Origin of the sequence: Pseudoalteromonas neustonica (genome assembly GCF_001653135.1) — a bacterium.
Classification (GTDB): Bacteria; Pseudomonadota; Gammaproteobacteria; order Enterobacterales; family Alteromonadaceae; genus Pseudoalteromonas; species Pseudoalteromonas neustonica.
In genome coordinates, this window is the sequence record NZ_BDDS01000003.1 from 134284 (window position 1) to 145829 (window position 11546).

General features: G+C 40.1%; 12 protein-coding genes. 5 read left to right on the plus strand and 7 right to left on the minus strand.

All coding sequences use genetic code 11. From position 1 onward, the window contains the following. Positions 1-397 precede the first annotated feature (397 nt). From A7967_RS06420 to A7967_RS06430, 3 genes are all read left to right on the plus strand, one after another. Complete coding sequence (locus A7967_RS06420) at positions 398-697, plus strand: helix-turn-helix domain-containing protein (RefSeq protein WP_054204006.1); 300 nt, start codon at positions 398-400, stop codon at positions 695-697. Further along, positions 687-1892: a type II toxin-antitoxin system HipA family toxin gene (locus A7967_RS06425; RefSeq protein ID WP_064435550.1), complete on the plus strand. Its 1206-nt coding sequence runs from the start codon at positions 687-689 to the stop codon at positions 1890-1892. Before A7967_RS06420 ends, A7967_RS06425 begins: the two co-directional genes overlap by 11 nt. Before the next feature lie 314 nt (positions 1893-2206). Beyond that, positions 2207-3160 carry a calcium/sodium antiporter gene (locus tag A7967_RS06430; protein WP_064435551.1) on the plus strand — a complete coding sequence of 318 codons (954 nt, stop codon included), beginning with the start codon at positions 2207-2209 and terminating at the stop codon, positions 3158-3160. Between the two features lie 168 nt (positions 3161-3328). Here the strand turns inward: A7967_RS06430 and A7967_RS06435 are convergent, their stop codons facing one another. Together A7967_RS06435 and A7967_RS06440 are read right to left on the minus strand one after the other, a co-directional pair. Next, positions 3329-3820, minus strand: a complete 492-nt coding sequence (locus A7967_RS06435; RefSeq protein WP_054204003.1) for a DUF417 family protein — start codon at positions 3818-3820, stop codon at positions 3329-3331. Between the two features lie 261 nt (positions 3821-4081). Continuing rightward, entirely contained in the window at positions 4082-4639 is a 558-nt protein-coding gene (locus tag A7967_RS06440) for a TetR/AcrR family transcriptional regulator (RefSeq protein WP_064435552.1), read from the minus strand. A 1135-nt stretch (positions 4640-5774) separates the two neighbouring features. Between A7967_RS06440 and A7967_RS06445 the strand changes: the two genes are divergently transcribed. Beyond that, positions 5775-6662 carry a tetratricopeptide repeat protein gene (locus A7967_RS06445; protein WP_064435553.1) on the plus strand — a complete coding sequence of 296 codons (888 nt, stop codon included), beginning with the start codon at positions 5775-5777 and terminating at the stop codon, positions 6660-6662. On the opposite strand, the gene A7967_RS06450 is transcribed toward A7967_RS06445, so the two are convergent. The 5 genes from A7967_RS06450 to A7967_RS06470 all read right to left on the minus strand — a co-directional run bounded on the left by A7967_RS06450 (position 6659) and on the right by A7967_RS06470 (position 10725). Further along, the gene (locus A7967_RS06450; RefSeq protein WP_054204000.1) at positions 6659-6979 is read right to left on the minus strand and encodes a hypothetical protein; all 321 of its coding nucleotides are present in this window, start codon (positions 6977-6979) and stop codon (positions 6659-6661) included. The genes A7967_RS06445 and A7967_RS06450 overlap by 4 nt on opposite strands. Before the next feature lie 19 nt (positions 6980-6998). After that, positions 6999-7742 (minus strand): nuclear transport factor 2 family protein, encoded by a 744-nt coding sequence (locus A7967_RS06455; RefSeq protein WP_064435554.1) that lies wholly within the window; start codon positions 7740-7742, stop codon positions 6999-7001. A gap of 94 nt (positions 7743-7836) precedes the next feature. Continuing rightward, entirely contained in the window at positions 7837-8577 is a 741-nt protein-coding gene (locus A7967_RS06460) for a ferredoxin--NADP reductase (protein ID WP_054203998.1), read from the minus strand. A gap of 214 nt (positions 8578-8791) precedes the next feature. Then, positions 8792-9493, minus strand: coding sequence for a purine-nucleoside phosphorylase (gene deoD / locus A7967_RS06465; protein WP_054203997.1), 702 nt, complete (start codon positions 9491-9493; stop codon positions 8792-8794). Beyond that, on the minus strand, positions 9493-10725 hold the full coding sequence (locus tag A7967_RS06470) for a phosphopentomutase (protein ID WP_054203996.1): 1233 nt from the start codon (positions 10723-10725) through the stop codon (positions 9493-9495). Before A7967_RS06470 ends, deoD begins: the two co-directional genes overlap by 1 nt. Before the next feature lie 190 nt (positions 10726-10915). On the opposite strand from A7967_RS06470, the gene udk reads away from it, so the two are divergent. Continuing rightward, positions 10916-11545, plus strand: coding sequence for a uridine kinase (gene udk, locus A7967_RS06475; protein ID WP_054203995.1), 630 nt, complete (start codon positions 10916-10918; stop codon positions 11543-11545). The last annotated feature ends 1 nt before the right edge of the window (position 11546 follow it).

Sequence of the window (11546 nt, forward strand, 5' to 3'; positions counted from 1 at the left end):
TGAAGCCTGTTCCTACGATATGGGGTAAATTGCTGGTAGGAGCGAGCTTTAGCCGCGATTGTTACTTTTGGTATTTATTGTCGCGCTAAAGCCTGTTCCTACGATAAGGGGTAGATTAATGGTAGGAGCGAGCTTTAGCCGCGATTGTTACTTTTGGTATTTATTGTCGCGCTAAAGCACGAGCTACGGTTTCAAAGCGCGGGGTTCAATTCATAGCCAGTGACTCATTGATCGTGGCTTTTTGCCTTCTCATTTGCCGTCATTCACTGCTCTTTGTGCAAATTAGTTTTAAGAAATTATTCACAACACTAATAAGATTTATAAATCTCCTTGAAAACAATATAAATACCGCTAAACTAATCATTAACAACCTAATGACTGCATAGGTAATCATTTTTTGAAATCTGAACAAGCATTAAAACTGGCACAGCGGTTGGGTGACCTAATCCGCCAGCACCGCACTTTGCATTACACGCAGAGCACTTTTGCCAAGATGATTGGTGTGTCGCGCTCTACTGTACAAAAACTGGAGCAAGGGGAAGTGGTTAAAAGTGATGTTTTATTTGAAGCTCTCGTGGTGTTGCAATTACAAGGGTCACTGCTTGATGAAATAAACGAGCTGGCCGCTGATGTGGGTGGCTACAATGCGCGGCAACGTAAAACCAATAAAACTCAGGTGATTAACGATGACTTCTGAGTGTTATGTGTTTATTGATGGGCTAGAAGATAAACCCATTATTTGTGGCTTTTTTAAATTAAATACGCAAACTGGCCGAGGTGAGTTTAACTATGGTAAAAGTTACCTATCCCGCCATGATGCCTTTGCACTCGACCCAATCCATCTGCCTTTACAACCAGGCATTGTCAGTTATACCGCTAATAAAGGTGTATTTGGGGTATTAAGTGATGCAGGTGCTGATTCGTGGGGGCGTAAGTTGATTTTATCTTTACATAATACTAAGCCACAAAACGAGCTGGAGTTTTTACTTGCAGGCTCAGGCTATGGCGTGGGCGCACTGGTATTTAGCTTATCGCGCAGTGCCTCTAAACATAAAACCAATAAAAATACTTTGGCTGATTTATCTTTGCTGGATCAAGCAAAAGATGATCTTTTAGCTAATAAAGCTATTTCAAATGAGGCTAAAAAAGCGTTTGAGTTTGGCCAAAGTATGGGCGGCGCAAGGCCCAAAACCTCAGTGCAAATTGGCACTAAGCTTTATTTGGCTAAGTTTAATCGCCAAGATGATTTATTCAATTTAGTACGAGCTGAACACGCAGCCATGTGTATGGCGAAAGAATTAGGTATTCGGTGTGCTAATACCCAAGTTCATGAAACTGAAAACGGTGATGTGCTATTAGTCGAACGATTTGATGTGAGTAATTGTTTACCTACTAATCACTTTTTAAGTGCCAACAGCTTACTGCAAAAGCCTAAAGTGGCAATGAGTGATTTAGAAACTTACTACAGTTACGGTGAATTGGCTGAGTTTATTCGCCACCATACTGGTGAGTATGCTGATGATGCAACAGAGCTTTATAAGCGAATGGTGTTTAATGCGCTGATTGGTAACACTGACGATCACAGCCGTAACCATGCTTTTTTATATCACTTTGCAGATAAAACATGGCGCTTGAGCCCAGCTTACGACATAACCCCTATCAATAATTCAAAGCAACATGGTATAGGGCTTGGCGATGATGGTCGATATGCCAGTATCGACAATTTATTATCTCAAGCTAAACGCTTTGGTTTAACGACTGCGAAAGCAACAAAAATAATCAGCCAAATAAAAGACTACACGCAGCAATGGCCAAGCCATTTTAAGCGTTTTGCTGATATTAGCGATATAGATATAAAACGCTTAGAAAGTGTGATTCCAAATATAGAATAGAAAGGTACTAGGTGTATTCATAGCCCGTCGCCAGTTACTCGATGCCATAGTTTTTCTTCTCGGTGTAGCCCGAAAACGCGGGGTAAACTCCCGCCTACGGGCAAACCATCACGGCTGAAGCCTGTTCCTACGATATGGGGGAAATTGCAGGTAGGAGCGAGCTTTAGCCGCGATTGTTGTCAACAGTTGTTACTTTTGGTATTTATTGTCGCGCTAAAGCACGACCTACGATTTCATTGAATCACAACTATAATTAATGGCGTATATTTTAAAAGCAGGTCATACTCCGCCATCATCTTTTATTATTAACATTTATGACTAATTTACTCTTTTTGTTATTCGGTATTGCTTTACTTACACTCGGTGGTGAGGCGCTAATTCGTAGCTCTTTGGCGGCGGCGAAGCGTTTTGGGCTGTCGCCTTTGTTAAGCGGTTTAATTATTGTTGGCTTTGGTACGTCGGCACCAGAGCTTGTGGTATCGATTGATGCGGCTATGAGTCACCAAGCAGATATTGCAGTGGGTAATGTGGTGGGCAGTAATATTGGTAATATTCTGCTTATTTTAGGTTTATGTGCGGTTATAACGCCGCTAACTATTTCGGCGTTGGCGCTAAAGCGCGATGCATCGGTTATGTTGGCGTCGTCTGTTATTTTTAGTGTGTTGGCGTTTAATCACTTTATTAGTTTTTTTGATGGTTTGCTACTTCTCGCCATGCTGTTTATTTACCTTATTTACACTTACAAAACTGAAAAGCAGCAGCAATCTGCGCAGGCGTTGTTGCATGTAGATGAAGCAAACGAAGTAACAGTATTACCACAATCTTTGCTCGTTAGCAGTGCGATGCTGATTGCCGGTTTGGCGCTATTGATTGTTGGCTCTAAAGTATTGTTGATTGGTGCAATTGGTGTAGCGCAAGCATTTGGTATATCTGAGGGTGTAATTGGCTTAACCGTTGTGGCTGTTGGTACGTCGTTACCTGAGTTAACTGTGTCGGTTATTGCGGCGTTGCGTAAACATGCCGATGTGGCTGTGGGTAACATTTTAGGCAGTAACATTTTTAATATGCTAGGTATTTTAGGTGTGTCGGCGCTGTTGCAACCTTTACCATTAAGCTCGCGTATTATGCATTTTGATCAGTGGGTTTTGTTAGCTACTTCGCTACTTTTAGTGGCCTTTTTATATACTGGCCGTCGTGTTGGTCGCGGTGAAGGCGCTATATTACTGTTAGGTTATTGCGCCTATTTGGCTGTGACCGTTAACTTATAAACCACTGTGACCACAATTGTTACTACTGGTATTTATTTTCGCGCTAAAGCGTGACCGACAGTTACAACAAGCACGAGATCAACTCCGGCTTAAAATTGATCTCGTATTATTTATATAATGAAAAAAGGCCCTTTTGGGCCTTTGGGTACATCACTACCCTTTAGGAAATTACGCTGATTTAGCGACTAATGCTTTTAAACTGTTCCCTACAACAAATAACGAAGCAGCAAATAAGCCTATGTCTTTAAGTAAAAACTCACCTACAAAACTTAGTACCGGGAAACCGGCATCGGTAGTTATACCTGGTAGAAATACCATCATGCTAATGGTGACTATAAATAGCGCCATAGACAATAAACCACCGACAACTGAAAGCGCTGGATTTACAAAACGGCCAATAAATAATAAGCCGATTATAATTTCGAGGCTGCCTAAAAAGTTCACTAAGCCTTGTTTTGAAAAAATGGCGTACATCCATGATACCAATGGGTTATTGGCAATCATGCCGTACATGCCTTCAGCTTGCCCAGCGCTAAACTTGATCCCGCCAAACCAAATATAAATAACGCCTAGGGTAATATAAATTAATGGTAGGCCTGCTTTTTCGAGCTTGTTGCCTAAAGTTGTTAATGTATTTAATTGAGTTGATGTAAAGGTCATAACTAGCTCCACTGTATTTTGTGAGTTAAACAAACCTACTAGTAGGTAGGTTTGTTGGTTAAAATTTTTTGCATTACTTCAATTGCATTATGTTACTAGTGCAATTTTAGCGCCTGATAGCAAGCGCAATAACAAGGTAAAAATTCTGAAATATAACTGTTCTTGGCAATTGCTCCTGCATTGCTCTACTCTCTAAATCCATGTAGTTGTATATAAATAATTTTTAACACGGTTATTTTGGTGTTAATTGCCCATTGTAAATCAGACAATTAACATATTTATACAGGCATCACAGGTTTGCTTAAACAAATCTTGATGCTGACGTCGGTTTAACATTAGTGCGCCTTTTATAGCACAACAAATAATAACCGCCTGCTGATAAGGCGTTGCCTTAAATTTAAATTCACCTGATTGCGCACCAAGTTCTAAAATGCGCGCGAGTATTTGTAACTCTAGATCAGCGAGCTTATTCACCTGTTTTTGCAGTGGCTCACTCATTAGCTGCAAATCAGTTTGCATGGTATAAATGCCGCACATTTGTTGTTGCTGTACGCAACTTTCAAATATATTAAAGTAGCCTTGCAATTGCTCTGCTGCGTGCTTTTTAGCTTTCAGTTGCGAGTCTAACTGTGCTAATGCGTCACATTTTTGTAAACAATACGCGATACCCAAATCAGCTTTAGCCGGAAAGTGATGATGAATACTGGCTTTAGTAATACCCAATGTTTTTGATAAATCTGCATAGCTGAAGCCGTTAAAGCCATTGAGTTGAATTAACTCGTCCGCATGATGCAAAATAGTTGTATATGTTGTGTTCATGCAGCAATGCTACCTACCAGTAGGTAGGTTTGCAAGTTATTTTTTAACCATTTTATAAAATAAGATCATTATGATCTTTTAAGATTTTGTTATTTATACTTAAATTTAAATAATATTATTAATAACACGTAAGTTTGGCGTCTTTAGTTACCCTGTCATCAGATTTTTATTCCTGCAATGTGCTCATTTAATGTGAATATTTTGATTGTTAATTGAGCTACACATTAGACTTATGACTTTTGTGGCATTTATTGTCGCGCTAAAGCACGACCTACGGTTTCATTTAAATCACAACAATTACCACCAAACGCGGGGTAAACTCCCGCCTACGGGCAAACCATTACGGCTGAAGCCTGTTCCTACGATGTGGGGTAGATTTATGGTAGGAGCGAGCTTTTTGGTATTTATTGTCGCGCTAAAGCACGACCTACGGTTTCATTGAATCACAACAATTACCACCAAGCGCGAGGTAAACTCCCGCCTACGATAAACCATCACGGCTGAAGCCTGTTCCTGCGATATGGGGTAAATTGCAGGTAGGAGCGAGCTTTAGCCGCGATTGTTGTCAACAGTTGTTACTTTTGGTATTTATTTTCGCGCTAAAGCACGACCTACGGTTTCATTGAATCACAACACTTGGGTATATAATTTAAATATGATCGTATTGGTTTGTTACCCCGTAATGGTATGTGAAGGGTTTAAAAGTGGCTATTTATATAGCGCACAATGGAGTACACCTTCACCATAACTACTATACCCAAACTACCTTAGGGTATTAGTAAAGTGCCACTAAGGTAGTTTGGGTATTGATTCGGATATTCATTAGCACAGATCAAAGCGCATTGTTAAGCCCAATGCGCTTTTTCTGTTTCTGGCACAGCAGATCGTCATTGGTAATGCTGTATTTATCAAAGGATCACATAACCCTATGAGATTATTAAGTAGTTGTTCAGATAAATTTGGTTATTATGCTCACTCACTCCTGTTAATACCCCTGACGACAATTTGTTGTTTAAGCAATTTTACCAGCTCTTTTTAGAGCTGGTTTTTTTTGCCTGTGTTTTGCCTAGTTACAACTAAGTAGTCATGGTACAGTTCGCCTTTAAGCACTTAAATTTATCTACTAGGCATTACTATGCGTCATTATTTTTTACTTGTTCCACTTTTTTTTGTTACCTTGTTGTCGTTTCAGATACATGCTGAACAATCTCGTCCAGCGCCAAGCGAGCAACAGCAAGAACAAGCCTTAGCGCAAGTACAAGAACCTATGTATAAACCACTTATGGAACGCTATATTCTTGATGAGCTTAAAGCTGTACGCCAAGATCAACAAAAACTGCGTGAAGATGTCACTAAACAAGTAACTCACGCACAGTTAGATACCGCCGATAGAGCAATAACGTACACAACTGACACCATAAATAATGTATTTTTTATTATTACTGCCACTGCATCTATTTTGGTATTAGTGGGTTGGAACTCATTACGTGATGTAAAAAACAAAGTTGAAGATATTGTAAATACGCGTGTAAGTGTGATCACTAATGAATACGAAGCACGTCTAAACACGTTTGAAGAAAAACTACGTGAACGCTCAGAAGAAATTTTAAGTAACCAAGAAAAAATATCAGTCACAAATGAAGTCCACTCATTATGGATGCGCGCAAATCTAGAAAGCGATGTAGCCAATAAAATAGAGATATTCGACGAAATTTTAAATCGTAAACCTGAAGATGTTGAAGCAATAGCCTACAAGGCCGACGCATTATTAGAGCTTAATGAAACAGCACAAGCAATTGAGTTATGCAACCAAGCACTGGATATAGACAGTGACTACGGCTATGCCTATTGGCAACGTGCGTGTGCGTATGCGTTAACCCACAAACATGCCGATGCATTAGCAGATATTAAAATGTCGTTAGAGTACTCACCTAACTTACGTAATGAATTACTGCATGAAAGTGCATTCGCAAGTTTACATGATAACGCCAGCTTTAATGCTATTTTGGCAGGTGATGTTTAACGCTCAAAAAAGCGATCTATGGCTTGAGTGAGCAGCTCGTCGAGTTGCTCTTCAAACTCATCGATACAAGTATCAAAGCGTGCAAGATAAACTTGTGCATGCTGTTGCGATAATAAACGCCCATTAATACTGTATTGTCTTTCTGCTTTACTTTTATCTAATCGTGCAGTGAACTGATACAAAGCATAATAAGGCGAGCTAATATTCTGATTCGCATAATTGCAAAAACCTTCAATGTGATCTATTCCTTGCGGACCTAAACAACCAGGCTCAACACGATAAAGTAACTGAATTTTTTTATCATCACTAATTTGCATACCTTTCTCTCTTAAACTGCTACTTGAAAAATAACACTTTAGTTATTTTACCGTTTTCAACTTGATAACTAGAAACAAATTCAGCGCGCTTATCTACAACTTTAGGGTCGCTTGAGCAGGTTTCTGATAGCTCATGATCAATAACTATATTGCCATGAACAATACGCTTAATTGGCGATGACTGAATACATTTAAGTTTTTTAAACATAATACCGTAACGAGCAATCAGTTTTTCTTTGCCTTTAAAGAGTAGCTCATTTGGGAAAACATAAAACTCGACATTTTCATCATACAAATTTACAAATGCATCAATATTACGTGCGTTGTACGCTTTAAGTAATTGCTCAACAACTGCGAGTGACTCGCGAGACTGTTTAGCTTTTGCTTGCTGCTTTTGGGTTAATGCATCTTTTGCTTGCGCTACGACTTGCTCTGCATACGCGACTGCAGCCGCTTTTTCTTGCTTATTTTTTGGTATTTCTGCTGGCTTTGACACTTCACTACCCAGTACTTTGGTTGTGTCTGCATCTTGTTCAGTGGTTGTTGCCGTTGTTTGCTCAACCTTTGTGATCTGTGAAGGCTTATTTGGCGTCAGAGTAATCACCGCTGGGCCATCTTGAGAAGCGCCATTCATTGCTTCTGTCACTGCTTTTTTAGTATCAACGTGCTTTTTTTGCTGTTGGGCTTGAGCTGCGTTTACTTCTTGGTTTGCAAATGATGACCATGAAAGTAAAAAAATTAATACAAAGAATAACGATTTCATACAGTTCCTGACTAATTTAAGAAGGTTTAAAATAACAAAGTTTATCCTTTCATGATAGTTCTTTAACACTTAAAGCCGTGAGTAGTAACACACTCTACCAGTACTGCTCCACTGTGATTTGCCCAGGTTCTCGTCGGCGATTACGGGAGTAGCCTTGCTCGATTAATAATGCGCTGGTGTCTTTCACCATTTGCGGATTTCCACAAATCATAAATTGGCTATTTTGCGGACAAGTGGTGTTTTGGCTGTGTTTAAATAAACTCCCATCAATGATTTTATCTGTAATGCGCCCATTTAAGCCGATAATTGCCTGCTCTCGACTTACCACAGGTACATAACGCAGCCGCGTATACTGTTGCTGTAGCTGATTGATCTTTTTCTGGTAACTTAAATCTGCATTCAACCGCACGCCATGCACTAACGTTATTTGCTTAAACTTCTGCCATACATCAGCTTGATCTAAAATAGATAAAAATGGCCCGATTGCTGTGCCAGTGCTAAGCATAAACAGTTGTTCACTAGCAGGGATTTCATCAATAGTAAAAAAGCCACTGGCGCGGCTTTCGATCAACACTGTATCACCTGGAGTAAGTTTAGCTAATTGTTGTGATAACAAACCATCCATCACATTAATAAGGTAAAACTCTAAGTCGTTTGAATTTGGCGCATTAACATAAGAGTAAGCTCTAGCAATACGTTTGTCGTCTATCATCATTGATAGCTTTGTAAATTGCCCCGCTTTAAATGGCTCAACATCTGCATTAACAATTAAGCTAAATAATGTGTCAGTCCACCAAACAACCTCTTTTACACTCGCCTCAATCCAATTAGACACAATGTATACTCCTTAAAAAATATTTCATACCCCACTTAACAGTGGCAAAGGAACAAAGGAGTGTCAATGATCGAGCAGCTTTAAGCGATAAGTTTTAAGCTCAACAATAAAAAAAGCCGCCTAGGGTTGCTAGGCGGCTTTGGGAGGTTAGTCTCACTGTATTTGGGCGTGTCTCCAAACGAGTGAATACGTTACCAAGGAACTGTTATATAGCTTAGATTGACTCTAGGGCAATTTTAACCATTTCGTTGAAGGTGCTTTGACGCTCTTCACTTGGGGTTGCTTCACCTGTGATCACGTGGTCACTTACGGTAAATAATGCCATGGCTTTTGCGCCATACTCTGCTGCAACGCCATACAAACCCGCGGTTTCCATATCTACGGCTAACATACCTAATTTATCAAGCTCTTGATAAAAGGTGTTGTCAGCTTGATAGAAAGTATCGGTTGTGAATACGTTTCCTACTTTTGCTTTAATGCCTAATTCTTTTGCTGCGTTAACGCCGCTTAATAGTAAGTCAAAGTCAGCAATTGCTGAAAAATCATAACCACGAACACGGGCACGGTTTACATTTGAATCTGTGCTGGCACCTTGTGCAAATATAACGTCGCGGATTTTAATATCACTACCAATACCACCACAAGTGCCAATACGAATAAGGTTTTTAACGCCATAACTTACGATTAACTCGCGAGCATAAATCGACATCGATGGAATACCCATCCCTGAACCCATAATGCTGACAGGCTTACCTTTGTATGTGCCGGTAAAACCGTACATATTACGAACACCCGTTACTTTAACGGCATCATCAAGAAAATTTTCAGCAATATATTGCGCACGTAATGGATCGCCTGGCATTAGCACTGTTTGTGCAAAATCACCGTTATTAGCGTCGATATGTGGTGTACTCATTATTCTTTTCCTTTTACTTTTGGTGCAGTTAGCTTGTCAATAAAGCCATCACCATATTCAAGTGCAGGTAAGTTAAACCACTGGGCAAGTGTTTGACCTATGTCTGCAAAACTAGCACGTTCACCAAGAGGGGTATTTTCAAGTCCTACTTGATAAGCAAGTACAGGCACATATTCACGGGTGTGCTCAGAGCCCGGAAATGTAGGATCGCATCCATGATCTGCTGTAATAACTAATACGTCATCCGCTTTTAGCTGATTAAGTATCGTTGGTAAATAATCGTCAAATTCTTTTAATGCCTTTGCATACCCAACAGGGTTGCGGCGATGACCAAACTTTTCATCAAAATCAACAAGATTAGTAAAAATCAAACTGTGGTCAGGCGCTGTTGCCATTACTTCAGTTGTTTTTTCTAACAAGTTTTGTAAGCCTGGAGCTTTATGTTTTTGGGTAATACCTTGATGCGCATAGATATCTGAAATTTTACCTATGCTAATCACTTCACCACCGTCTTGCGCCAGTTTATCTAGCAAAGTCGGTGCTGGCGGTAATACTGAGTAGTCACGACGGTTACCTGTTCTGGCAAAGTCTTGACTATTGGAACCCAAAAATGGCCGCGCAATAACTCGTCCTATATTCATTTCATCAAGCAGCGCCCGTGTGATTTCGCAAACCTGATAAAGCTTCTCTAGTCCGAATGATTCTTCATGCGCGGCTATTTGAAACACGCTGTCAGCTGAGGTGTAACAGATTGGTTTACCTGTTTTTACATGCTCTTCACCTAGCTGTTCTAAAATGGTTGTTCCCGATGCATGGCAATTGCCTAAAATGCCAGGAATACCGGTACGAGCAATTAGCTCGTCAATTAATTCTTGTGGAAAGCTCGGCTGCGTTTTAGGGAAATACCCCCAATCAAATAACACCGGCACACCGGCCATTTCCCAATGTCCGGATGGTGTGTCTTTGCCGCTTGAAAGCTCTTTTGCATAACCCCATGCACCAATTGGTGTTTGGCGGTCACTTATTAAGCATGGCTCGTTACCTGCCGCTTCACATGCGTCTACTAATCCTAATAACGATAAATTAGGCAGTGACAGCTTTTCGCCGGTCTCTTCAAAGTATGCTTTAAGCAAATGTGCAAATGTGTTTGCACCAATATCACCAAATTTATCTGCGTCTGGTGCTGCACCTATGCCTAGGCTATCTGCCATTAAAATAATTGCTCTTGCCATGCTTACCTCGTCTTTCCAATATGGCTACTTTATATTCTTGTGCTTTTTAACGTACAGGACATAAGTCCTGTTTCATAAAACCTAAACATTATAAATTTCACCCCCTGAGCGAAGCAAAAGAGATTATTCGTGTCTTTTTTGCTATTGTGATCTACCAACGATATATCCTTCTGTGTGGGTGAGAACTTTAGTGACACGAACAATAATAGCCATTGCTGGGGCATCTGCCTCTGGCAAATCTCTTTTTAGCCAAACAATTTATAATGAATTGGTTAATGAGCTTGAACCAGGTGCCATCGCCGTAATTGAAGAAGATGCGTATTATAAAGATCAATCACATTTACCGTTTGATCACCGTACGCAAACTAATTACGACCATCCCGAAGCGTTTGAGCATGAGCTAATGTGTAAACATTTAACTCAGTTACGCAATGGTAAAGCTGTTGAAGTACCAACTTATGATTATGCTCAACATACGCGCAGTGATAAAACACGCACCGTAATGCCAGCACAAATATTGATAGTTGAAGGTATTTTATTGCTTAGCGATAAAGCGCTACGTAAAGAATTTGATATCAAGGTGTTTATTGATACACCCCTTGATATTTGCCTAATGCGCCGTATGCAACGTGATATGGAGCAACGAGGCAGAACATTACAGTCCGTTGTTGAACAATATCAGGCTACTGTGAGACCGATGTTTTATCAGTTTATTGAGCCCTCAAAGCACAAGGCTGATTTAGTGGTCACACGAGGTGGTATGAATCGCGTCGCCATTGATATAATTAAAAGTAAAATAAAATATTTACTGCAAGAATAAC

Bases quoted from the DNA above. Each gene is read 5' to 3' on its own strand.
- A7967_RS06455 (WP_064435554.1), bottom strand. From the start codon at position 7,742: ATGAAATCGTTATTCTTTGTATTAATTTTTTTACTTTCATGGTCATCA.
- A7967_RS06450 (WP_054204000.1), bottom strand. From the start codon at position 6,979: ATGCAAATTAGTGATGATAAAAAAATTCAGTTACTTTATCGTGTTGAG.
- A7967_RS06430 (WP_064435551.1), top strand. From the start codon at position 2,207: ATGACTAATTTACTCTTTTTGTTATTCGGTATTGCTTTACTTACACTC.
- A7967_RS06425 (WP_064435550.1), top strand. From the start codon at position 687: ATGACTTCTGAGTGTTATGTGTTTATTGATGGGCTAGAAGATAAACCC.
- A7967_RS06440 (WP_064435552.1), bottom strand. From the start codon at position 4,639: ATGAACACAACATATACAACTATTTTGCATCATGCGGACGAGTTAATT.
- A7967_RS06445 (WP_064435553.1), top strand. From the start codon at position 5,775: ATGCGTCATTATTTTTTACTTGTTCCACTTTTTTTTGTTACCTTGTTG.
- deoD (WP_054203997.1), bottom strand. From the start codon at position 9,493: ATGAGTACACCACATATCGACGCTAATAACGGTGATTTTGCACAAACA.
- A7967_RS06470 (WP_054203996.1), bottom strand. From the start codon at position 10,725: ATGGCAAGAGCAATTATTTTAATGGCAGATAGCCTAGGCATAGGTGCA.
- A7967_RS06435 (WP_054204003.1), bottom strand. From the start codon at position 3,820: ATGACCTTTACATCAACTCAATTAAATACATTAACAACTTTAGGCAAC.